Source organism: Citrobacter sp. wls829 (genome assembly GCF_005280825.1).
Classification (GTDB): Bacteria; Pseudomonadota; Gammaproteobacteria; order Enterobacterales; family Enterobacteriaceae; genus Citrobacter; species Citrobacter gillenii.
The window spans coordinates 29342-52051 of the sequence record NZ_SZWP01000075.1; the positions used below are offsets into that span (position 1 = coordinate 29342).

A 22710-nucleotide genomic window follows, 5' to 3' on the forward strand; every position below is an offset into this window, starting at 1 on the left:
CTATTTAAGAGATAGGGGAAAGACGGAGAAATAGAGGTAACCGCGTGCAAAACAGCGCAGACAGACAATAAAAAAACCCTTAAGGCTGCTCTATTAGCAGGCTTAAGGGTTCCGACCCCATCCGGCGCTTATCTCCGGCACTCACGATGGCTTAGCTCTTGAAGGGGCGATAAGAATAGTCTCACGACCTGACGCCGTGTTTTTAACACAAACTGCGGTTTGTCTGATTTACAGGCAGACGCAGCTCACATATTCAGACCAGAATCTCATGCAGGGCATCCAATAGCAGACGCAGCCCTGCCGGTTGATGCTCACGAGACAGGTATAAGCCGTAAATTGGCAGACGTCGCGGCTTGAGTTGGGGCAAAAGCCGGATCAACTGGCCGCGTGCCAGCCCTTCACGCGCCTCTTGTTCCGGCACCAGCGCAATACCCATACCAGCCAACGCCGACTCACATAATAGCGCAGAGATCCCCGCGCTGAGATTTCCCTTTATCGCCACCGATACAGCGTTGCCCTGCTCATCATCAAAGTGCCATGATTTTCCGGCAAACCCGCTGTAGTAAAGGCAATTATGCTGGGCGAGACAGTCCAGGGTTTGCGGAATGCCATGCTGGCGCAGGTAGTCCGCAGAGGCGCATAACACCGACTCACAGTCACCCAGACGACGGGCGATAGTACCCGGTTCAGGATTATCCGTAATGCGGATCGCCGCATCAATACGTTCACCGACCAGGCTCACCGGTTGATTGTTAATCTCAACCTCAATGCGCAGTTCAGGGAAACGCGCCAGAAAAACGGGCAGTACCGGCGCCAAAATATGCATCGCAGTAAAATGCGCACAAGCCACACGTAGCGTGCCGGAAGGAATCTCTGCTGCGCTGGCGGCGCTGATATCCAGCGACAGCTGCGCCAGCGAGCGTGTCTTCACTAACGCCTCTTCCCCCGCGGGCGTAATGGTCAGCCGACGCGATGAACGGTGGATTAACCTTGCACCCGCCCATTTTTCCATCTCGTCGAGGTAGCGACTGACCATCGGACGGGAAAGCCCCAGCGCGCGCGCTGCGGCGCTCAGGCTGCCCAAATCGCAGATGTGGTTAAACACCGTTGCCGCCATGACTCTGTCCATTGCATCCCATCCGATCGTTTTATGAAACTCAGCATGTCCTGATAGAGGAATTCTAACAGATCCAAATATCCGTAAAATAAAGAACAAGAAAAAGACATTTCATCTGCAAAAGGTTATCCCCCATGAAAGTGAACGCCCTAGCCCTGCTGTTACCTCTGTTTGCCTCGCCGGTATTCGCCGCGCCACTCCAGCTTGACGTCTACAATCCCCAGGAAAAAGCTATTTTTCCGGTATCCTCAACGCTGGTGTCCGGCCCGAAAGAGGCCATTTTATTTGATGCGCAATTCAGCACCAAAGACGGTGAAAAGCTGGTGCAGATGATTCGCGACAGCGGCAAAAAACTGCAGGCCATCGTGATCACCTCCGGCGATCCGGATTTTTATTTTGGTCTGCAGCCGATTGTTAACGCCTTTCCCGAGGTAAAGATTTTGGCAACACCGCACGTCGTGGAGCACATTCGTGCTACCAAAGATGCCAAACTGCAGTTTTGGGGCCCGCAGATGAAAGACGGCGCACCAACGACGCTCATCGTGCCGCAGGTCACGACGCAGACACGCTTTACCATTGATGGTGAAACGCTGGAACTGCGCCGCTCAAATGATTACGCGGCCTATGTCTGGATCCCGGCTAACCGGGCGATCCTCGGCGGCACCGGCGTGGCTTCCGGTATTCATGTCTGGACTGCGGACACACAGTCTCCTGAACAGCGTCGCGCATGGCGCAACGTGCTGAGCGAAATGCAAACCTTACGCCCAACCGAGGTGATCCCCGGTCACTACATCGGCGAACGCCCGGCAGGCGATCAAGCGATCCGCTTCACCGGTGATTATTTGCACGCTTTTGAGCAGGCGCTGGGCGCGAAAAAAGGGTCTGCATATGTGATTAAAACGATGAAGGCGGCATGGCCAGGGCTTGCGGACGAAAGCTCGCTGGAGCTGAGTGCGAAGGTCAATACGGGCGAGATGAAATGGTAAACCCGATTTAAGGCAAAAAATAACCCCGAACAGGTGTCGGGGTTTTCATCACGATAAGCATACTGGAATCAATGAACGCCGTGCCGCCAGGCAAAATAGATTTCTTCTTTGAGTTCAGTCGAAGAAAGCGCCAGTAAATCAGCAAACTCCAGCTCTAATTGTTTCAGTCTTTTCAGGTACTGAGCCGGTGAAAGATCGCTGTTATCACGACGTATAAATTCTATTGCCAGTTGGGCCGGGTCTAATTGGGTAGACATATCATCCTCGCTTGTGTTCAAAACCTGCACAGTATAGCACCTTTCCCTGCGCAGATAATGACCAAACGCAACATGCATCACAAAATAGCGGTCGTCAGACGCGAGGTACAGCACAACCGTCCCTGCTCATCGAAGATTTCGATTTGCCAGACCTGATGGCGAGAACCGGTATGCAGCGCGCTGCACACCCCTCTCACTCGCCCTTCCCGCGCGGAGCGGATATGATTGGCATTGACCTCAAGACCCACCACTTTTTGATCACCTTGAGTGCATAAATACCCGGCCACCGAGCCAATGCTTTCAGCCAGCACCACCGACGCGCCGCCGTGTAACAAACCGAAAGGCTGTTTGGTCCGGTGATCCACCGGCATCGTGGCTTCCAGCGTGTTGTCACCAACATGCTCAAACCGAATATCAAGCAGACCAACCATATTTCCCTCACCCATGGCATTGAGCGCCTCGAGTGAAACTTCACGTTTCCAGATCATCCAATAATCTCCAGCAGTGCCTGTAATGGGTGGCGAACGCCCGTGCCTTCCACGCGTTTCACCTGGCTGCGACAAGAATATCCCGCAGCCAGACAGCGATTGCGCGGTAGTCTCTGCATCGCCTGATGCCATGATAGCTCATAGATGCCCAGCGAGTTCTGGTGATTCTTCACTTCATGACCGTACGTGCCCGCCATGCCGCAGCACCCGACACTGACATTTTCCAGCTGCGCGCCAAATTTGGCAAAAATGGCCGCCCACTGCGCTGGCGCACCCGGCAGGGCCGTTACTTCGGTGCAGTGTCCAAAGAAATACCACGGCTCACCCGCAACAGCAGCAGGCTGCTGAGAGGCCAGGACGGTTGACAGCCACTCGTTCACCAACAGTACATGGAAGTCTCCACGCTGCTCGCCAAGCGCCAGCTTGTATTCATCGCGATAGCACAATACCAGCGCCGGATCGACGCCGACCATCGGGATGTTCAACGTCGCCACCCGATTGAGAAATTCAGAGGTCTTTTTCGCCGTTTTGGCAAAACGGTTTAAGAAGCCCTTAATGTGCTGCGCCTTGCCATTAGGCGAGAACGGTAGCAGGACCGGCTGTAAACCGAGTTTTTCCACCAAGCGGATAAAATCAGCTACCACCTGCGCATCGTAATAGCTGGTGAACGGATCCTGGACCACCAGCACAGTGCGGGCTTTCTGTTCCTGACTCAATAGCTCGAGCTGTTCCAGCGTCATATTGGCGGAGCGGTGCCCGACCAGCTGACGTTGTAACGACGGCGCGGACAGTAGCGGCAAATCCACCATGCCAATATGCTTTTTGGCCAGCGTACGCACCAGCGGCTGGTTAATGAAGAAGTTGAATGTTTTTGGCGCACGCGCCATTAGCGGCGCATAGCTTTCGACGGTTGCCACCATGTGATCGCGCAGCGGGCGTAAATAACGCGTGTGGTACAGTTGCAGGAAGCGAGAGCGGAACTCCGGGACGTCAATTTTGATAGGGCACTGCGTGGAACACGCTTTACACGCCAGACAGCCGGACATCGCCTCTTTGACTTCGTGCGAGAAATCGTACTCCCCCTTGCGCGCATGCCAGCTGTTACGCGTGCGGGCAATTAACGTGCGCAAGCTGGCACCTTTTTCCGGTAACTCTTTTTCCAGGCGAACCGGATCGATGCCGCGGTCAGCCAGCAGGCGTAACCATTCCCGTACCAGCGTTGCGCGTCCTTTGGGGGAGTGAATTCGGTTCATGCTGATTTTCATCGACGGGCACATGGGGCTGTTGGCATCGAAGTTAAAACATAACCCGTTGCCGTTACACTCCAGCGCCCCACGCCACTCCTGCCTTACGGCCAGTGGGATCTGGCGATCGTAGGTACCGCGTTTAACCGCATCGACCTTCATCATCGGCGCATCGACGCCTTCCGGTGGGCATATTTTACCAGGGTTCAGTCGGTTTTGCGGATCAAACGCCGACTTGACCTTGCGCAGTTCACCGTACAATTCATCGCCAAAGAAAGCCGGACTGTACTCCGCGCGGAATCCTTTGCCGTGTTCGCCCCACAGCAGGCCGCCGTATTTTGCCGTCAATACCACCACGTCATCAGAAATGCGTTTCATCAGCAATTCCTGCTGCGGATCGCACATGTCCAGCGCCGGCCTGACGTGTAACACTCCGGCATCCACGTGACCAAACATGCCATAGCTCAGGCCGTGGCCGTCAAGCAACGCACGGAACTCCGTGATATAATCCGCCAGATGTTCAGGCGGTACGCAGGTATCCTCCGCGAACGGAATCGGCTTGGCGGCCCCTTTTGTATTACCCAGCAGACCGACGGCTTTTTTGCGCATCGCGTAGATACGCTCCACGCCCGCCAGCTCAGTACACAGCTGCCAGCCAATAACGCCAGCTTCCTGACGGGCAATTAAACCGTCCAGGCGTTCACACAACGCGCTGACCTGCTCATCAATCAATGCTTCGTCGTCACCAGCGAACTCGACGATATTCAGTCCCAACATCTCTTTATTCGGTACATCGGTAATCAGTTCGCTAACCGAATGCCAGACAATGTCTTCGCGTGCCAGATTCAGCACCCTGGAGTCCACGGTTTCTACCGACAGCGCGCGCGCGTCAACCATTACCGGGGCATTGCGCAAAGCGGAATCAAATGAGTCATATTTGACGTTGACCAGCCGCCGCACTTTCGGCAATGGCGTGATATCGAGGCGAGCCTCGGTAATAAATGCCAGCGTGCCCTCGGAACCGGTGAGGATGCGGGTTAAATCAAACTCGGTCATCTCATCGTTAAAGACGTGCCGCAGATCGTAGCCGGTTAAAAACCGATTCAGCTTCGGAAACTTATCCACGATCAGCTGACGATTTTCGCGGCAGCGCTGGTAAACGGTCTTATAGATGCGCCCGATGGTGGTATTGGTGTTACCGAGCATTTCAGCCAGTTCCACCGGCATCGGCTGCGTATCAAGGATATCGCCGCCCATCAGTACCGCACGTACGCCCAGTACGTGGTCGGAGGTTTTACCGTATACCAACGAGCCCTGTCCGGACGCATCGGTGTTGATCATCCCGCCAAGCGTTGCCCGGTTACTGGTCGACAATTCTGGTGCGAAGAAATAGCCGTACGGCTTTAGATACTGGTTAAGCTGGTCTTTTATCACCCCGGCTTCGACCCGTACCCAACCCTCCTGCGGATTGATTTCAATAATGCGGCTCATATAACGGGACATATCCACGATAATGCCCTGATTCAGCGCCTGACCATTGGTACCCGTGCCGCCGCCGCGCGGGGTAAAAATCAACGAGGAAAAGAGAGGTTCTGCCGCCAGACGGGCGATCAGCGCCACATCCGCCGTTGAACGGGGAAAAACCACGGCATCAGGAAGAAGCTGATAAATGCTGTTATCTGTCGACATTGTCAGGCGATCGGCATAGCTCGTTGCCGTGTCGCCCGTAAACCCTTGCTGCTCCAGCGCCTGCAAAAAATTAAGCACCAGTTGAACGACACCAGGTGCCTGAGAAATTTGTGGAATCATTATAGTGACCCTTTCCTGCGGTCTGTGTTGTGAATTTAATCGTTTGCGTGTTGCTTTGTTTGTTGTATCACATTTTTTTCTAATACGCCCGGCAGATTTAAAGGCAGAATCTGCCTGTTAAAAACCGCTGAAATTGCTCATCATTATAGGGTGGGGTTTTAGCGTTCACGTCGCGTCAACGTCCTGACGTACAGAAAAGGTGAAAAAGTATTTATGGTAAATTTCCGTCAGCCCAGGGATATCGCACAAGTGCTGCTCTCGGTGCTGTTTTTAGCCATCCTGATTGTGGCCTGTTTGTGGATAGTGCAGCCCTTTATCCTTGGTTTTGCGTGGGCTGGAACCGTGGTCATTGCGACCTGGCCTATCTTGATACGCATACAAAAATTGTTATGGGGACGCCGTTCTCTGGCCGTGCTGGTAATGACCCTGCTGCTGGTCCTTTTGTTTATCATTCCCATCGCGCTATTGGTCAACAGTATTGTTGATGGCAGCGGACCGTTGATCCATGCCGTAACCGCAGGCGATATGACCTTGCCGGACCTGGAGTGGCTGAACAGTATTCCGTTAGTGGGTGCCAAAATTTATGGCGCATGGCACAGCCTGCTGGATATGGGCGGCGCGGCAATTATGGCCAAAGTGCGTCCTTATATCGGTTCCACAACGACCTGGTTTGTTGGTCAGGCCGCGCATATTGGTCGCTTTATGATGCACTGTGGCCTGATGCTGCTGTTCAGCGCCCTGCTCTACTGGCGCGGCGAGCAGGTGGCATTAGGGATTCGGCACTTCGCCTGTCGCCTGGCTTCTAAGCGTGGTGATGCTGCTATTTTGCTGGCGGCACAAGCGATCCGCGCGGTGGCATTGGGTGTGGTCGTCACCGCACTGGTGCAGGCCGTTCTCGGGGGTATTGGTCTGGCGGTAACGGGTGTGCCGTACGCCACGCTGCTGGCGGTGTTGATGATCCTGTCCTGCCTGGTGCAGTTGGGTCCTCTACCGGTGCTGATCCCGGCCATTATCTGGCTGTACTGGACGGGGGACTCCACCTGGGGCACGGTGCTGCTGGTCTGGAGTGCCGTGGTCGGCACGCTGGATAACGTAATCCGCCCGATGCTGATTCGTATGGGCGCCGATTTACCGCTGATCCTCATCCTGTCGGGTGTCATCGGCGGGTTAATTGCCTTCGGCATGATTGGCTTGTTTATCGGCCCAGTGGTCCTGGCGGTATCCTGGCGTCTGTTCTCCGCTTGGGTGAACGAAGCCCCGGCGCCAGGTAACGATCCGGACGAAATCCTCGAAGAAATCGCTGAAATCGAAAACAACAAATAACCCTGAAATCAGGCGGCATCGCCGCCTGATTGTTTAACGCTGCTTATTGATGCTTCAGCACTCATTGCCCCAATCCCACGCCTCATGCCTTAAAACCCTCATTTGTGTCGCAATTTCTTTACAGTTTTTAAACTATTGAGATGAATCTGATCGACGTGAAAAATCGACATGCCTACTATTGTCTCAAGGCTTTAGATCAACACATTGATTTATAAGCATGGAAATCCCCTGAGTGAAACAACGAATTGCTGTGTGTAGTCTTTGCCCATCTCCCACGATGGGCTTTTTTTTAACATTTACTCGCAGCTCACCACGCAACGGCTCATCATCTGCCAGTTCTTCGGCATAATCTGTAGCGTACCAACCACATTGACCGTCGTGCTCGCCCAGATGTTCGCAGATGAATTCCCGACCATCAGGTCGAACTCGCCAGGTTCAACCACGCGTTTGCCATCCCGGCGGGTGAAGTTAAGCATATCCACCGGCACATAAAAGGTCAGCGTCGCGCGTGCACCGGGCTCCAGCGTGAGGCGCTGAAACGCTTTCAGCTCTTTAACGGGGCGTACCATCGAAGCCACTTTATCGTGGACATACACCTGCACCACTTCACTTCCCCTGCGCTCGCCACGGTTACTTAACGTTACCTGCAAAGCAATCTCGCCTTCCACCGGGACATCCTTCGCCAGCGCTGCTACCTCCTCACAGGCAAAATCGGTCCAGCCTTTGCCGTAGCCGAAGGGATAGCGGGATCCAAAGTGGAACGCAAACGGCGTTCCGCCGCTTTTCAGTTTGTGATTGTAGTAATAGGGCATAGCACCTGCGCTTTTCGGCACGCTAACCACCAGCCTGCCCAGCGGCTCAGCCCGTCCGGTCAGCACATCGGCAATAGCCCAGCCACCTTCCTGACCCGGCGCCCAGGCCACTAACAGCCCGGCGACATGGTCCTCCAGCCCCTGCAGGTTGTATGGCCTACCGCCTGTCATCACCACAACAACCGGTTTACCCGTCGCCACCAGAGCCTCCAGTAGTTGTTGCTGTACACCCGGCAGAGTGAGGCTGTCTGTATCCGAGCCTTCTCCCACCGTGCCGCTCTGGAAAAGTCCGGCCAGATCGCCGACACAGAACACCACCACATCGTTGCGACGGGCGACGGCAACCGCTTCAGGAATCAAACGTTGGTCAGTGGAGACCGGGGAGGACTGCATCGGTTTACCACTGCTGTCACCGGGAAACACCGGTGCGCCCGCCAACCGTTTCTCTATGATATGACAGCCCTTCGCATAGTCGATATGGTCATCGCCCAGATAGTGGCGCAGCGCGGCCAGCGGGGTCGTCACCTGCACGGCGCTGTCAGCCATATCGCTGATGATCAGATGCACCGGGAAGCTGTAACCACTGAGCAGCGCCAGCGGGTCGTCCGCCGTGGGGCCGATCACCGCAACGCGCGGTCTGCCCTGCAGCGGCAAAATACCGTTATTTTCCAGTAGCGTTATCGAGCACGTGGCAACATCACGCGCGGCCTTGCGTGCCTCATCGGACTGTAGGTCAATCGCGGACACATCGGTATACGGCTGTTCGAACAGGCCAAGACGGAATTTCTCCGTCAGGATGCGGGAGACAATCTCATCGACTTTGGTCATGGTTATCAGTCGACGCTCAACCGCCGTAGCTAAATGGCGGGCGCAGTCGTCTTTCGGCAACTCAACGTCCAACCCGGCATTAAAGGCCAGCGCTGCAGATTGCGCAGCATCATGCGACACGCCATGATGCTGATGCAGCAAACTCACACCACCGTAATCCGCCACAATAATCCCATCAAATCCCCATTGCTCGCGCAAAACGGTGGTTAACAGATAATTGTCACTGTGCCCCGGCTGGTTATCAATATCATGATAGGCAGGCATTACCGATCCGGCATTGGCCAATTTAACCGCCATCTCGAACGGCAGCAGGAAGGTATCGTTAAGCTCACAGAATCCCAGATGCACCGGCGCATGGTTGCGCGCACCTTCGCTGAACGAATGCCCGACATAATGCTTCAGCGTCGCCAGCACATCGCGTTTTTCGCCCTGCAAGCCCTGCACGTAGGCACAGGCCATCACCCCCACTAGCCATGGATCTTCACCAAAGGTTTCTTCCGTCCTACCCCAGCGGACATCGCGTGAGACATCCAGCACCGGTGCCAGCCCCTGGCGGCATCCGGTTGAACGCGCCTCCAGGCCAATCAGCCTGGCGGCACGCTTGACCAGTTCAGGATCCCAGGTTGAACCGTAGTTCAGCGACGAGGGAAACAGGGTGGCATCTTTACATAACAACCCCACCAGGCACTCCTCATGAAACAGCGCGGGAATGCCCAGCCGCGTCTCTTCCATTAACATCTTTTGTAAACGATTCGCCGCCCGCACGCCCGTTTTTGCCTCAACAATATGGGTGCCCAGCGGGCGCGTAATCTGTCCAACACCCATTCTCAGTCGCTCGGTGAGTGCCGCCTGACCGCTCATACCGGCAAACTCGTCACTCATGTCGCTGCGTTCCCGGTGGTCGCCCTTTTCAGATAGCACCAACCAGTAAGCATGCATTTGTGCGAACTTCTCTTCAGGTGTCATGCGCGCCAGCAAATCGGTCACGCGTTCGTGCACCGGCCGTTTTGCATCCTTGTAAATACTCATCATTGTAACTCCCCTCTCTCCATCAACCATTGCTCTGACAAGTATCGAGAGGCGCGACAACGTGAACAATTGCGGAAATAGCCAGTGGGATTACGTTATTTAGTTAATGTGATCGGCCGCAAGGGGTGATTTACTCGCGACCTGAAAGGTCAATCACCGTCGTATTCACAGATTAATAACAAATAATATTGCACAAGATACTGTGACTCTCTTCAAGTTGAAATATTCGCAGTAATGTTATTACTACTCCACCGTTTTTATTAAGTGATGACATGATGAACGCATTCGAATTGCAGGCATTCCGCCACCTTTTTGCGCTATCGATTGAAGAAAGTGCGATTTATATTGCAGGTGATGGCAATGTTACCGCCTGGCAACAATGGGAAAATGGTGATCGTGATATACCAGAGAGCATTGTACAGCGCTGTGCAGAAATGAAAGCAAAGCGCAAATTGCGAATTAATGCCATCATCGAAAAAATCAACAATCGTATTGGTAATAATACGATGCGTTTTTTCCCCGACCTGATGTCTTTTCAGGCGGTCTATCACGACGATAATTTCCTCGACTGGAAAATTTATCAATCGACGGCAGTTGAACTTTTTGCCCATGACCTCGAGCGTTTGTGCTAGGAAACCGCGACGCCACACCCTTTAGCCTCTTCGCTGAGTAACACATTATGAAAAATACCTATTTCTCCACTGCGATAGGGCTGTACCTTAATTATCTGGTACACGGTATGGGGGTCATTTTGATGAGCCTCAATATGTCCTCACTGGAACAACAGTGGCAAACCAATGCGGCAGGCGTGTCGATTGTCATTTCTTCTCTCGGCATTGGTCGATTAAGCGTCTTATTACTGGCGGGTTTACTCTCCGATCGCTATGGGCGAAGGCCGTTTATCCTGCTCGGCATGACCTGCTATCTCTGTTTCTTCGTGGGTATTATCAATACGCACAATATTTACATTGCCTACGCGTTTGGTTTTTTAGCTGGGATGGCGAACAGTTTTCTCGATGCGGGAACATACCCCAGCCTGATGGAGGCATTTCCCCGCACACCCAGCACCGCGAATATTCTGATTAAAGCCTTTGTCTCCAGCGGCCAGTTCCTGTTGCCGATGGTCATCAGCCTGTTGGTGTGGGGCGAATGCTGGTTTGGCTGGTCCTTCCTGCTAGCGGCAGGCATCATGATTTCCAACGGCATATTTTTATTTCGCTGCCGATTTCCTGCGCATCCGGGACGTCAACCCACCGTCAAGGAAGCACCCGAAACAACGATGGCTACGCATCGTTGTTCCCTAATCGATCTTGGCAGCTACACCCTGTACGGCTACATCTCAATGGCCACCTTTTACCTGGTGAGCCAGTGGCTGGCTCAGTACGGTCAGTTTGTCGCTGGCATGTCCTATACGTTATCCATCAAGCTGTTGAGCGTTTACACGTGCGGTTCGCTACTGTGTGTGCTGATCACCGCCCCGCTGGCGAGGAAGGCCGAACGCGCACCGACGCTGTTAATGCTTTACACCTTCATCTCGTTTATTGCTCTGCTGGCGGTCTGCCTGCACCCTACACCAACGGTGGTGATCGCGTTTGCTTTTGTCATCGGTTTTTCATCTGCTGGCGGCGTGGTGCAAATCGGGCTAACGCTGATGGCGGCGCGTTTCCCGCATGCCAAGGGGAAAGCCACCGGGATCTATTACAGTGCGGGCAGTATTGCCACTTTCACCATTCCCTTGATTACGGCAAAACTCTCACAATCCAGCATTGCCCATATCATGTGGTTTGATACCGGCATGGCTGCCATCGGCTTCTTGCTGGCACTGTTCATTGGTTATCGCAGCCGCATGGCGACAAAGTATCCATTAAAAATGGCGCCACTCGCCGAATAGCACGGATGCAATATTGTTCCCCCCGTCTGCAAAATAATTTGCGGACTATTTAAAACAACAGCAAAACGGCAACAGGAAGAATTAATTTCACACTTTGCTATGCAATATACCTGGTCACTTAAGCGTCATGCTATGTAGGTACAGCATCCGTCACTCGGTATAGTAATGACATCATCATCGCAATCAATATTATCACGATGAAAACGAACCCTATTAAAATCTGCAAGGAGTTATGCGAAATGTCTCAGAGCAAGGCTTTTAATACGCCATTTCTTCTGGCGATAACCTGTATTTATATCAGTTATTTCCTGCATGGCATTAGTGTCATTACGCTGGCACAAAACATGACTTCCCTGGCAGAGAAATTTTCTACCGACAATGCGGGGATTGCCTATTTAATTTCCGGTATTGGATTGGGCCGTCTGGTCAGTATTTTATTCTTTGGCGTACTCTCCGATAAATTTGGTCGTCGGGCCATTATCCTATTAGGCGTCATTCTTTATATGCTGTTCTTCTTCGGTATTCCCGCCAGCCCAAATCTGATGATTGCTTTTATTCTGGCGGTTTGTGTGGGCGTCGCCAACTCCGCGCTGGATACCGGTGGCTATCCGGCGTTAATGGAGTGCTTCCCCAAAGCGTCCGGTTCGGCGGTTATTCTGGTGAAGGCGATGGTGTCTTTTGGGCAGATGATCTACCCGCTCGTTGTCAGCACCATGTTATTGAATCATATCTGGTACGGCTATGCCGTCATTGTCCCGGGCATCCTGTTCGTGGTGATTACCTTAATGCTGCTCAAGAGTCGCTTCCCCAGCCAAGTGGTGGACGCAGGCGTGGCGAAAGATCTGCCGCAGATGAACAGTAAGCCGCTGGTGTGGCTGGAAGGTGTGGCATCAGTGATGTTCGGCGTGGCCGCATTTTCAACCTTTTACGTCATCGTGGTGTGGATGCCGAAATACGCCATGGCCTTTGCCGGGATGGCCGAAGCCGACGCGCTGAAAACCATCTCTTACTACAGCATGGGTTCCCTGGTCTGCGTGTTTATTTTTGCTGCACTGTTGAAGAAATTAGTCCGTCCGATCTGGGCCAACGTCTTTAACGCCGGGCTGGCAACGATTACAGCAGCGGTGATCTATTTGTACCCCTCGCCGCTGGTCTGTAACGCAGGCTCATTTCTCATCGGGTTCTCTGCCGCTGGCGGTATTTTACAACTGGGCGTCTCGGTGATGTCGGAGTTCTTCCCGAAGAGCAAAGCCAAAGTCACCAGCGTTTATATGATGATGGGCGGCGTTGCCAACTTCATTATCCCGCTGATCACCGGATACCTGTCTAACATCGGCCTGCAATACATTATTTTGCTCGATCTGGTCTTTGCCCTGCTGGCATTTATCACGGCCATTATCGTCTTTATCCGTTACTACCGCGTATTTGATATACCCAAAAACGATGTGCGGTTGGGCGAACGTTATTTTCAATAAAGAGTTCACAAGGAGTTAAAAATGGATGTTACTGCAAAATATGAACTGATTGGCCTGATGGCCTACCCCATCAGACACAGCCTGTCGCCAGAAATGCAAAATAAGGCGCTGGAAAAAGCCGGACTGCCGTTTACCTATATGGCATTTGAAGTCGATAACACAACCTTTGCGGGTGCCATTGAAGGGTTGAAAGCGTTAAAGATGCGCGGTACCGGCGTCTCGATGCCCAATAAACAGCTGGCGTGCGAATATGTCGATGAATTAACCCCGGCCGCTAAACTGGTCGGTGCCATCAATACCATCGTCAATGACAATGGCTATCTTCGTGGCTACAACACCGACGGCACCGGCCATATTCGCGCCATTAAGGAAAGCGGCTTCGATATAAAAGGCAAAACCATGGTACTGTTGGGCGCGGGCGGTGCATCGACCGCGATCGGCGCACAGGCCGCCATTGAGGGCATTAAAGAGATTAAACTGTTTAACCGTCAGGATGATTTCTTTAGCAAGGCGCTTGAGTTCGCCAAACGCGTGAATGAAAACACCGACTGTGTGGTGACCGTTATCGATCTGGCCGACCAACAGGCCTTCGCCGAGGCTCTGGCCAGCGCAGACATTTTGACCAACGGCACAAAAGTCGGCATGAAACCACTGGAAAACGAATCCATTGTTAGCGATGAATCGCTCCTACGCCCGGATCTGCTGGTAACCGAATGCGTCTACAATCCGCATATGACCAAGTTACTGCAGCAGGCGCAGCGTGCTGGTTGCAAAACCATTGATGGTTACGGCATGTTGTTATGGCAAGGTGCTGAACAGTTTAAATTGTGGACCGGGAAAGATTTTCCGCTGGAATACGTTAAGCAGGTTATGGGGTTTGCCGCCTGACGGGCAACAATCTGTGAATTTTTAAAGGGTAATCAATGAAAACCGTAACCGTAAGAAACCTCGTGATTGGCGAGGGTGCGCCGAAGATCATTGTTTCGTTAATGGGTAAAGACATCGCCACGGTAAAAACCGAAGCGCTGGCCTACCGTGACGCGGACTTCGACATCCTGGAATGGCGTGTTGACCACTTTGCCGATGTCTCTTCCATTGACGCGGTGCTGGAAGCGGCCCGCACGATCCGCGACGTGATGAGCGATAAGCCGCTACTTTTCACCTTCCGCAGCGCCAAAGAAGGCGGTGAACAGGCGCTGTCTGTTGCAGACTATATTGCGCTTAACCGTGCGGCGGTGGATAGCGGGCTGGTGGATATGATCGATCTGGAGCTGTTCACCGGCGATGAACAGGTCAAAGCCACCGTCGAGCATGCGCACGCGAAGCAGGTCTTGGTGATTATGTCGAATCATGATTTCCACAAAACACCGGCGGCAGAAGAGATTATCCAGCGGCTGCGTAAAATGCAGGAGCTGGGCGCAGATATCCCGAAAATTGCGCTGATGCCCCAAAACAAGACGGATGTCCTGACGCTGCTTAGCGCTACGCTTGAGATGCAGGAGCACTACGCCGACCGCCCAATCATTACTATGTCGATGGCCAAAACCGGCGTAATTTCGCGACTGGCGGGTGAAGTTTTTGGTTCTGCGGCGACCTTTGGTGCGGTGAAAAAAGCCTCCGCGCCCGGGCAGATCTCGGTTTCCGATTTGCGCAGCGTACTGACCATTTTGCATCAGGCTTAATAACAAAATATTTCTGTACTGTTTTAAATAACCTCCCTGCCCTGTTATTCATATTATTTTGAATATCGGGCAGACGGTTAGTTATTTTTAAAATAAATAAATTTCTTTTATCGAATAAAACGATAGGCAGCCTCACGCGTGTAACCTGGAGTTTATATGAAACTTAACAGACCTGAACGTATTAACGGTCGGGTGCCGGTATTATCGGCAGCGGATGCAGTTGATTATATTCCTGATGAAGCCACGCTCTGCGTATTAGGCGCCGGCGGCGGTATTCTGGAGGCCACCACATTAATTAGCGCACTGGCCGAAAAATATAAAATCTGTCAAACTCCGCGTAATTTATCGCTAATTAGTCCGACGGGATTGGGCGATCGCGCCGACCGGGGTATTAGCCCGTTGGCACAAGAAGGATTGGTCAAATGGGCGCTATGCGGACATTGGGGGCAATCACCGCGCATTTCCGATTTAGCTGAACAAAATAAAATCGCCGCCTATAACTATCCTCAGGGCGTATTGACGCAAACGCTGCGTGCAGCCGCAGCCCACCAGCCAGGTATTCTGAGTGATATTGGGATCGGCACGTTTGTTGACCCCCGCCAGCAGGGCGGCAAGCTCAATGACGTAACCACCGACGATCTGATCAAACTGGTGGAGATAGACAACAAGGAGTACCTCTACTACAAGGCCATCGCGCCCACCATCGCCTTCATTCGCGCTACCACCTGTGACAGCGAAGGCTACGCCACGTTTGAGGATGAGGTGATGTACCTCGATGCGCTGGTGATTGCCCAGGCCGTGCATAACCACGGCGGCATCGTCATGATGCAGGTACAAAAAATGGTCAAGAAAGCCACCTTACACCCCAAAGCGGTGCGGATCCCGGGCTATCTGGTGGACATCGTGGTGGTTGACCCTGATCAGACCCAACTGTACGGCGGGGCGCCGGTTAACCGTTTTATTTCCGGCGACTTTGTCCTTGATGACAGCCAGCAAATCGCCCTGCCGCTCAACCAGCGCAAACTGGTGGCCAGGCGCGCCCTGTTCGAAATGCGCAAAGGCGCGGTGGGTAACGTTGGGGTCGGTATCGCTGACGGTATTGGTCTGGTTGCTCGTGAAGAAGGCTGCGCCGACGACTTTATTCTGACGGTCGAAACCGGCCCAGTGGGAGGGATAACCTCGCAAGGCATTGCCTTCGGTGCCAACGTTAACACCCGTGCCATTATGGATATGACCACCCAGTTCGATTTCTACCACGGCGGCGGTCTGGATGTGTGCTATTTGAGTTTTGCTGAAGTGGACAGCCACGGCAACGTCGGCGTACATAAATTCAATGGCAAGATTATGGGCACCGGTGGATTTATCGATATTAGCGCCACTTCCAAGAAAATTATTTTCTGCGGCACACTCACTGCCGGAAGTCTGAAAACAGACGTCGCCGACGGCAAGCTGAATATTGTCCAGGAAGGTCGGGTGAAAAAATTCGTCAGTGAATTACCTGAAATAACCTTCAGTGGAAAAATTGCTCTCGAACGCGGATTAGAGGTGCGTTACATCACCGAACGTGCCGTCTTTACCTTAAAAGAGGATGGTCTCCATTTGGTAGAAATTGCCCCCGGTGTTTCTTTGCAAGACGATATTCTGGACAAAATGGATTTCACCCCGGTTATTTCTCCTGAGTTAAAACTGATGGACGAAAGATTATTTATCAATACCCCCATGGGTTTTGTCTTGCCCGACGCAGCCAATTAAAAGGAGTACCCTAATGGACTTTTCGTTAACTGAAGAACAAGAGCTGCTGCTTGCCAGCATTCGCGAACTGATCACCAGCCATTTTCCGGAAGAATATTTCCGCACTTGCGATCAGACCGCCACCTACCCAAAAGAGTTTATGCGCGCCCTTGCGGATAACGGTATTTCGATGCTGGGCGTGCCGGAAGAGTTCGGCGGCATACCGGCAGATTATGTCACCCAGATGCTGGCGCTGATGGAAGTGTCAAAATGCGGCGCTCCGGCATTTTTAATCACTAACGGGCAGTGTATTCACAGCATGCTCCGTTTTGGTTCCGCCGAGCAGTTACGCAAAACGGCGGAAAGCACCATGGAAACCGGTGATCCCGCATATGCGCTGGCGTTAACCGAACCGGGTGCCGGATCTGACAACAACAGTGCCACCACCAGCTACACGCGAAAAAACGGCAAAGTGTATCTCAACGGGCAAAAAACGTTCATTACCGGTGCTAAAGAGTACCCGTACATGCTGGTACTGGCCCGCGACCCGGAGCCAAAAGATCCGAAGAAAGCCTTTACGCTGTGGTGGGTCGATTCCAGTAAACCGGGTATTAAGGTGAACCCGTTGCACAAGATCGGCTGGCACATGTTAAGCACCTGCGAAGTCTACCTCGACGACGTTGAAGTTGACGAAAGCGATAGGGTTGGCGAAGAAGGCATGGGCTTCCTTAACGTAATGTACAACTTCGAAATGGAGCGGCTGATCAACGCCGCACGCAGTACCGGCTTTGCCGAGTGTGCCTTCGAAGATGCCGCGCGTTATGCTAATCAACGAATTGCCTTCGGCAAGCCGATCGGCCACAACCAGATGATCCAGGAAAAACTGGCGTTAATGGCGGTTAAAATCGAAAACATGCGCAATATGGTGTTGAAGGTCGCCTGGCAGGCCGATCAGAAGCAATCACTGAGGACCAGCGCTGCGCTGGCAAAACTGTACTGCGCGCGTACGGCGATGGAAGTGATTGACGACGCGATTCAAATTATGGGAGGACTGGGGTATACCGATGAGGCTCGCGTGTCCCGCTTCTGGCGCGACGTACGCTGTGAGCGCATTGGCGGCGGCACGGATGAAATCATGATTTACGTTGCGGGCCGTCAGATCCTGAAAGATTACCAGAACAAGTAAGCGTTAATGGCCCGGTAGGCGTCAAACTTACCGGGCACGCAGAAAACCGCTAATTAGATCTCCGGCATCAGGCATTCCTGCTCAAGCAGATTGTTTTTAAATTGCTTGCGATACTCGCTGGGCGAGCAGCCTACGTGGCGCTGAAAGAGTTTGGCAAAGTGATCGACATTTTCATATCCCACTCGCCACGAAATTTCTGCCAGTGATGATTCGGTATTGGTCAGAGAAAATTTAGCCTCCGTCATTCGCCGCTGAATAACATAATTAATCGGTGAGATCCGATACTCTTTAGTAAATTCATGACAAATGTAGCTAACGCTGGCGCGAAATTTTCTTGACAACTGTTCAAGTGTAATTTTCTCCCGAAAGTTGTTATTTAAATACACCAGCACATCTTTAATTAAGATATCTTTTTTAATATATCCCTGCTCCGAACGGTACGCATTTTTGAAATTTTCATAATACAGCACGGTTAACGCATAGGCGAAAGCTGCGTAAGCCGTCGAGGTCGGGTTATTTTTGCTTCGTGGCAGCATAATACTCAGTTCATTAAAAATACTTTTAATCACCTCCTTTCCCTGTCCGACGCTGATAACCGGGCACGAATGCGCCTGCAGCAGTTGGTTATCCTGCCAGCCGTTAAAGCGGAATCCTGCCAGTGCGCAAGTGTAGGTGGTAGCCGGTGCGCTGCTGTCAGACGCGACCGCATGCAGCCTGCCTTGCTCTATCACCACAATATCGCCGGCGTGGGCAACATACAGTGACGAGTCGATAATGAACCTGGCGACACCTTTTTTGACATAAATGAGCTCGGTTTCATTGTCATGGACATGGTGGCCTGACTCCCAGTTCGGATCGTCGCTGATGACGAAGCGTGAAAACACAGGGGTTTTCCCCTGCTCAAAAAGGGTTTCCATGGCATTATCAAAACATCGTTGATACATGACAACCTCCACCTTAAGACCGGATAATTTTGGATGAATAATAGCGATGAAATAAAGGGACTGAGCATGTTATACAACGTTATTTCACCCTGAAGAAACAAAATTATTGGGGCCTCGTGCAAGATGGTACGCATAGTCAACAGGCATTATCCGCACAGTTTATTCACGTTTTAAAATTAATAAAAATCGCAAATGTTATTATTTATCCGTCAACTATTCACATAACAGAAACATAAATAATCATATGTTGATTAAAAACATGATGCATTTCGCAATTTTCACATCCTGCGCGTTTTTTTTGTTTATTTCCGCCCCCCATGACATTTAATCAGCGCTTATCAGTAAAGCGTCCGGTCGACACTTTTTTTTGCAAGATTGTTGGAAACGAAAACAGATTGTCCCGTCGAAAATGCCCCTCACCTGCCGCACACTAATTTCAGTCAACTTTCCCTACTGCCGATAATGACGCTCCCCGTCATCATCTGAACATGATTCACCGGAGATGCCATGAAAATAGTCACCTGCTTTAAGTTGGTCCCTGAAGAACAGGACATTGTCGTTACCCCTGAGCGTTCGCTTAATTTCGACCGAGCCGAAGCCAAAATCAGCCAATTTGACTTAAACGCCATCGAAGCCGCAGCGCAACTGGCTGCAGAAGGTGACGAGATCGTCGCCTTAACGGTTGGCGGCTCGCTGTTGCAAAACTCCAAAGTGCGTAAAGACGTCTTGTCCCGCGGGCCGGACAGCCTGTTTATGGTCCAGGATGCGCAACTGGAACATGCACTGCCCAGAGATACCGCCCAGGCGTTGGCCTGCGCCGCAACAAAAATCGAATGTGACCTGATGTTATTCGGCGAAGGGTCGGGCGATATCTATGCACAGCAGGTGGGCTTGCTGGTAGGCGAACTCCTGCAGTTGCCCGTCGTCAACGCGGTGAGCAAGATTGAACGTCACGGTGAGCGGATTCTGGTCGAGCGCACGCTTGAGAACGAGATCGAAGTGCTTGAACTCCCGCTCCCCGCCGTGCTTTGCGTCACGTCAGATATCAACACGCCGCGCATTCCGTCAATGAAAGCCATTCTTGGCGCCGGGAAAAAAGCCGTCACCCCCTGGCAGGCCAGCGATATTGGCTGGACGCCTGTGCCGCCGTTAGCGGAACTGGTGGCAATAACGGTTCCGCCACAAACCGAGCGTAAACGCATCATTCTGGAAAATGATTCAGCGGACGCCATTGCTGAACTGGCCGACCACCTGAAAAAAGCCCTGAATTAAGCCCAACGGAGAGAAAACATTATGAGTAAATTAGCCAACGTCTGGGTATTTAGCGATAACGCTGAACGCTACGCAGAATTAATGACCGGCGCGCGTCAATGGGGTGAACAGGTCCATATCATTGTGCAAGGTAGCGAGCAGGCAAATCAGGTTCTGCCGCTGGGGGCCGATAGCATTATCGTGCTTGAGCAATCTTCCGGCTTACAGCGCATTGAAAACTATGCCGAAACCTTCACTTCGCTGCTGCAAAATCACAACGGTTTACTGCTGATGCCCGCCACCAAGCGCGCGAAATCCCTTGGCGCGCGTCTGAGCATTCAACTCAATGCGGCGATGGTGAATGACGCCACCTCAGTAAGTCTTGATGCTGGCGCACTGTTCGTTGAACACCGCATGTATGGCGGTCTGGCATTCGGCAAAGAAAAGCTCAATAGCGCGCTGGCCATTATCACGCTTACATCCGGCGTACTGGAGTCGAGCGAGGCCAACCCGGCACACACCTGCCCTGTTACCGCTGCGCCGTACATCACCCCTCGCCATGAAATTATGTGTCAGGAGCGTCGCGCCAAACCCCTGAGCAGCGTGGATCTCAGCAAAGCCAAACGCGTGGTGGGCGTCGGCCGCGGTCTGGTGGCACAAGCCGATCTGGAGATGGTACATAAACTGGCGGCCGTGCTGGGCGCAGAGGTCGGTTGTTCCCGTCCGATTGCTGAAGGCGAAAACTGGATGGAGCGCGAACGCTACATTGGCGTTTCCGGCGTGTTGCTGAAATCTGACCTGTACCTGACGCTGGGCATCTCCGGACAAATCCAGCATATGGTCGGCGGTAATGGTGCAAAAGTCATCGTCGCCATCAACAAAGATAAAAAAGCGCCGATCTTTAATTATGCCGATTACGGCCTGGTGGGCGATATCTACAAAGTTGTGCCGGCCCTGATCGAACAGTTAAGCCGCTAACCCCCCCTCATTTAATCCACATCTCCCGCTGCGCTCGCGGCGGGAAGGGAGCATAAGCATGTCAGATGAAAAATTTGATGCCATTGTGGTTGGTGCAGGCGTGGCGGGAGCGGTCGCTGGCTACGTAATGGCAAAAGCCGGACTGGACGTACTGGTCATCGAGCGCGGAAACAGTGCAGGCAGTAAGAACATGACCGGCGGGCGTCTCTATGCACACAGCCTTGAAAGCATCATGCCAGGATTTGCCGAGGAAGCGCCTGTCGAACGCAAAGTGACGCGCGAAAAAATCTCCTTTCTAACCGAAGAAAGCGCCGTCACGCTCGATTTTCATGGTGAAAAAAACACGGCCGCAACGCAGGATTCGTACACGGTTTTACGCAGCCGTTTTGACCCGTGGCTAATGGATAAAGCCGAACAGGCTGGCGCGCAGTTTATTCCAGGCGTACGCGTCGATGCATTACTCCGCGAAGGTAATAAGGTCACGGGCGTTCAGGCCGGTGACGATGTTCTGGAGGCTAACATCGTCATCCTCGCTGACGGCGTCAACTCCCTACTCGGTCGCTCGCTCGGCATGGTCCCGCCCGCTTCAGCACACCACTATGCCGTCGGCGTTAAAGAGTTGATTGGCTTGCCGCCCGCGGTCATTGCAGACCGTTTCAATCTTTCGGGCAACGACGGCGCGGCCTGGCTGTTTGCCGGTTCCCCGTCAAACGGCTTGATGGGCGGTGGTTTTCTGTACACCAATCAGGATTCAATTTCTCTGGGCCTGGTTTGTGGGCTGGGCGATATCGCCCACGCAACGAAGAGCGTTCCACAAATGCTGGAAGACTTTAAGCAGCATCCAACCATTCGTCCGCTGATTGCCGGGGGTGAACTGCTGGAATATTCGGCGCATATGGTGCCAGAAGGCGGCCTGGCAATGGTGCCTAAACTGGTCGATGACGGTGTGATGATCGTCGGCGATGCCGCCGGCTTCTGCCTGAATCTGGGGTATACGATCCGTGGCATGGATTTGGCCATTGCCTCCGCAGAGGCGGCGGCGAAAACGGCTATCGCGGCGAAAGAACGCCAGGATTTCTCCGCCAACAGCTTGATGGAATACAATCGCTCCCTCGAGCAGGGTTGCGTCATGCATGAGTTACAGCATTTTCGCAAGATCCCGGCACTGATGGAAAACCCACGTCTGTTCACCCAGTACCCGCGCATGGTGGCGGATATTATGAGCGAAATATTCACCGTTGACGGACGTCCGACGCCCCCAATGCGCAAAAGGATCATGCCCCATGTAAAACGCATTGGGTTAATGAACTTACTGAAAGACGGCATTAAGGGAGCGACCGCGTTATGAACCAGGACAACACCGTGAACGTTGACGTCAAGCTGGGCGTCAATAAATTCAACGTTGATGAAGGACATCCGCACATTATTCTGGCCACCCACCCGGATCTGAACGAGTTTCACAAACTGCTCTATGCCTGCCCCGCCGGGCTGTACAAGCAGGACGAGGCCGGAAATATCCATTTCGATTCCGCCGGATGTCTGGAGTGCGGAACCTGTCGGGTGCTGTGCGGCGAAACAATACTTGAACAATGGACGTACCCGCTCGGCACTTTTGGCATCGATTTTCGTTATGGATAACGGATATTGCCAGTTGCAGGCCGGATAAGGCCCAGTCGCCG

The 22710-nt window shown here is 52.8% G+C and carries 19 protein-coding genes and 1 other RNA gene; 14 read left to right on the forward strand and 6 right to left on the reverse strand.

Features of this window, described 5'->3' with window-relative positions:
* Positions 1–253: 253 nt before the first annotated feature.
* Positions 254–1129: a LysR family transcriptional regulator gene (locus FDW88_RS16720; RefSeq protein ID WP_115258632.1), complete on the reverse strand. Its 876-nt coding sequence runs from the start codon at positions 1127–1129 to the stop codon at positions 254–256.
* 122 nt (positions 1130–1251) lie between these two features.
* Between FDW88_RS16720 and FDW88_RS16725 the strand changes: the two genes are divergently transcribed.
* Entirely contained in the window at positions 1252–2103 is an 852-nt protein-coding gene (locus FDW88_RS16725; RefSeq protein ID WP_137362986.1) for a Vmh family MBL fold metallo-hydrolase, read from the forward strand.
* Between the two features lie 68 nt (positions 2104–2171).
* On the opposite strand, the gene FDW88_RS16730 is transcribed toward FDW88_RS16725, so the two are convergent.
* The 3 genes from FDW88_RS16730 to FDW88_RS16740 all read right to left on the reverse strand — a co-directional run bounded on the left by FDW88_RS16730 (position 2172) and on the right by FDW88_RS16740 (position 5901).
* On the reverse strand, positions 2172–2360 hold the full coding sequence (locus FDW88_RS16730; RefSeq protein WP_135912127.1) for a YdiH family protein: 189 nt from the start codon (positions 2358–2360) through the stop codon (positions 2172–2174).
* A 77-nt stretch (positions 2361–2437) separates the two neighbouring features.
* The gene (gene menI, locus FDW88_RS16735) at positions 2438–2848 is read right to left on the reverse strand and encodes a 1,4-dihydroxy-2-naphthoyl-CoA hydrolase (protein ID WP_137362987.1); all 411 of its coding nucleotides are present in this window, start codon (positions 2846–2848) and stop codon (positions 2438–2440) included.
* Positions 2845–5901, reverse strand: a complete 3057-nt coding sequence (locus FDW88_RS16740) for an FAD-binding and (Fe-S)-binding domain-containing protein (RefSeq protein ID WP_137362988.1) — start codon at positions 5899–5901, stop codon at positions 2845–2847. Before FDW88_RS16740 ends, menI begins: the two co-directional genes overlap by 4 nt.
* A 213-nt stretch (positions 5902–6114) precedes the next feature.
* Here FDW88_RS16740 and ydiK point away from each other — a divergent pair, with 213 nt between their 5' ends.
* Complete coding sequence (gene ydiK / locus FDW88_RS16745; protein WP_117343020.1) at positions 6115–7224, forward strand: AI-2E family transporter YdiK; 1110 nt, start codon at positions 6115–6117, stop codon at positions 7222–7224.
* A 185-nt stretch (positions 7225–7409) separates the two neighbouring features.
* An RNA gene (gene rprA, locus FDW88_RS16750) (antisense sRNA RprA) lies at positions 7410–7517 on the forward strand.
* A gap of 3 nt (positions 7518–7520) precedes the next feature.
* On the opposite strand, the gene FDW88_RS16755 is transcribed toward rprA, so the two are convergent.
* Positions 7521–9896 (reverse strand): glycoside hydrolase family 3 N-terminal domain-containing protein, encoded by a 2376-nt coding sequence (locus FDW88_RS16755; protein WP_137362989.1) that lies wholly within the window; start codon positions 9894–9896, stop codon positions 7521–7523.
* 272 nt (positions 9897–10168) lie between these two features.
* Here FDW88_RS16755 and FDW88_RS16760 point away from each other — a divergent pair, with 272 nt between their 5' ends.
* The 7 genes from FDW88_RS16760 to FDW88_RS16790 all read left to right on the forward strand — a co-directional run bounded on the left by FDW88_RS16760 (position 10169) and on the right by FDW88_RS16790 (position 17858).
* Positions 10169–10525, forward strand: coding sequence for a YdiL family protein (locus FDW88_RS16760; RefSeq protein WP_137363037.1), 357 nt, complete (start codon positions 10169–10171; stop codon positions 10523–10525).
* Positions 10526–10572: 47 nt separating this feature from the next.
* Complete coding sequence (locus FDW88_RS16765) at positions 10573–11784, forward strand: MFS transporter (protein ID WP_117343015.1); 1212 nt, start codon at positions 10573–10575, stop codon at positions 11782–11784.
* Between the two features lie 239 nt (positions 11785–12023).
* Positions 12024–13259, forward strand: coding sequence for an MFS transporter (locus FDW88_RS16770; RefSeq protein ID WP_137362990.1), 1236 nt, complete (start codon positions 12024–12026; stop codon positions 13257–13259).
* A 21-nt stretch (positions 13260–13280) separates the two neighbouring features.
* Positions 13281–14147 (forward strand): quinate/shikimate dehydrogenase, encoded by an 867-nt coding sequence (gene ydiB / locus FDW88_RS16775; protein WP_115258641.1) that lies wholly within the window; start codon positions 13281–13283, stop codon positions 14145–14147.
* 35 nt (positions 14148–14182) lie between these two features.
* Complete coding sequence (aroD, locus tag FDW88_RS16780; protein ID WP_096757228.1) at positions 14183–14941, forward strand: type I 3-dehydroquinate dehydratase; 759 nt, start codon at positions 14183–14185, stop codon at positions 14939–14941.
* Between the two features lie 156 nt (positions 14942–15097).
* A complete protein-coding gene (locus FDW88_RS16785; RefSeq protein ID WP_137362991.1) occupies positions 15098–16693 on the forward strand; it encodes an acyl CoA:acetate/3-ketoacid CoA transferase in 1596 nt (531 codons plus the stop codon).
* A 13-nt stretch (positions 16694–16706) separates the two neighbouring features.
* Positions 16707–17858 (forward strand): acyl-CoA dehydrogenase, encoded by a 1152-nt coding sequence (locus tag FDW88_RS16790; protein ID WP_115258643.1) that lies wholly within the window; start codon positions 16707–16709, stop codon positions 17856–17858.
* A gap of 53 nt (positions 17859–17911) precedes the next feature.
* Here FDW88_RS16790 and FDW88_RS16795 read toward each other — a convergent pair whose 3' ends face one another.
* Positions 17912–18802, reverse strand: a complete 891-nt coding sequence (locus tag FDW88_RS16795; protein WP_137362992.1) for an AraC family transcriptional regulator — start codon at positions 18800–18802, stop codon at positions 17912–17914.
* 507 nt (positions 18803–19309) lie between these two features.
* Here FDW88_RS16795 and FDW88_RS16800 point away from each other — a divergent pair.
* Genes FDW88_RS16800 through FDW88_RS16815 form a run of 4 tightly spaced genes read left to right on the forward strand, consistent with a single transcriptional unit; the run spans position 19310 to position 22669 of the window.
* A complete protein-coding gene (locus FDW88_RS16800) occupies positions 19310–20074 on the forward strand; it encodes an electron transfer flavoprotein (protein ID WP_115258645.1) in 765 nt (254 codons plus the stop codon).
* A 21-nt stretch (positions 20075–20095) separates the two neighbouring features.
* Positions 20096–21031, forward strand: a complete 936-nt coding sequence (locus FDW88_RS16805; RefSeq protein ID WP_137362993.1) for an electron transfer flavoprotein subunit alpha — start codon at positions 20096–20098, stop codon at positions 21029–21031.
* A 58-nt stretch (positions 21032–21089) separates the two neighbouring features.
* Positions 21090–22379 (forward strand): FAD-dependent oxidoreductase, encoded by a 1290-nt coding sequence (locus FDW88_RS16810; protein ID WP_137362994.1) that lies wholly within the window; start codon positions 21090–21092, stop codon positions 22377–22379.
* Positions 22376–22669 (forward strand): ferredoxin family protein, encoded by a 294-nt coding sequence (locus FDW88_RS16815; protein WP_137362995.1) that lies wholly within the window; start codon positions 22376–22378, stop codon positions 22667–22669. Before FDW88_RS16810 ends, FDW88_RS16815 begins: the two co-directional genes overlap by 4 nt.
* Positions 22670–22710: the final 41 nt, after the last annotated feature.

Bases quoted from the DNA above. Each gene is read 5' to 3' on its own strand.
- menI (WP_137362987.1), bottom strand. From the start codon at position 2,848: ATGATCTGGAAACGTGAAGTTTCACTCGAGGCGCTCAATGCCATGGGT.
- FDW88_RS16740 (WP_137362988.1), bottom strand. From the start codon at position 5,901: ATGATTCCACAAATTTCTCAGGCACCTGGTGTCGTTCAACTGGTGCTT.
- FDW88_RS16800 (WP_115258645.1), top strand. From the start codon at position 19,310: ATGAAAATAGTCACCTGCTTTAAGTTGGTCCCTGAAGAACAGGACATT.
- FDW88_RS16805 (WP_137362993.1), top strand. From the start codon at position 20,096: ATGAGTAAATTAGCCAACGTCTGGGTATTTAGCGATAACGCTGAACGC.
- FDW88_RS16760 (WP_137363037.1), top strand. From the start codon at position 10,169: ATGAACGCATTCGAATTGCAGGCATTCCGCCACCTTTTTGCGCTATCG.
- ydiK (WP_117343020.1), top strand. From the start codon at position 6,115: ATGGTAAATTTCCGTCAGCCCAGGGATATCGCACAAGTGCTGCTCTCG.
- aroD (WP_096757228.1), top strand. From the start codon at position 14,183: ATGAAAACCGTAACCGTAAGAAACCTCGTGATTGGCGAGGGTGCGCCG.
- FDW88_RS16815 (WP_137362995.1), top strand. From the start codon at position 22,376: ATGAACCAGGACAACACCGTGAACGTTGACGTCAAGCTGGGCGTCAAT.
- FDW88_RS16725 (WP_137362986.1), top strand. From the start codon at position 1,252: ATGAAAGTGAACGCCCTAGCCCTGCTGTTACCTCTGTTTGCCTCGCCG.
- FDW88_RS16810 (WP_137362994.1), top strand. From the start codon at position 21,090: ATGTCAGATGAAAAATTTGATGCCATTGTGGTTGGTGCAGGCGTGGCG.
- FDW88_RS16765 (WP_117343015.1), top strand. From the start codon at position 10,573: ATGAAAAATACCTATTTCTCCACTGCGATAGGGCTGTACCTTAATTAT.
- FDW88_RS16720 (WP_115258632.1), bottom strand. From the start codon at position 1,129: ATGGACAGAGTCATGGCGGCAACGGTGTTTAACCACATCTGCGATTTG.
- FDW88_RS16730 (WP_135912127.1), bottom strand. From the start codon at position 2,360: ATGTCTACCCAATTAGACCCGGCCCAACTGGCAATAGAATTTATACGT.
- ydiB (WP_115258641.1), top strand. From the start codon at position 13,281: ATGGATGTTACTGCAAAATATGAACTGATTGGCCTGATGGCCTACCCC.
- FDW88_RS16770 (WP_137362990.1), top strand. From the start codon at position 12,024: ATGTCTCAGAGCAAGGCTTTTAATACGCCATTTCTTCTGGCGATAACC.
- FDW88_RS16755 (WP_137362989.1), bottom strand. From the start codon at position 9,896: ATGATGAGTATTTACAAGGATGCAAAACGGCCGGTGCACGAACGCGTG.
- FDW88_RS16795 (WP_137362992.1), bottom strand. From the start codon at position 18,802: ATGTATCAACGATGTTTTGATAATGCCATGGAAACCCTTTTTGAGCAG.
- FDW88_RS16785 (WP_137362991.1), top strand. From the start codon at position 15,098: ATGAAACTTAACAGACCTGAACGTATTAACGGTCGGGTGCCGGTATTA.
- FDW88_RS16790 (WP_115258643.1), top strand. From the start codon at position 16,707: ATGGACTTTTCGTTAACTGAAGAACAAGAGCTGCTGCTTGCCAGCATT.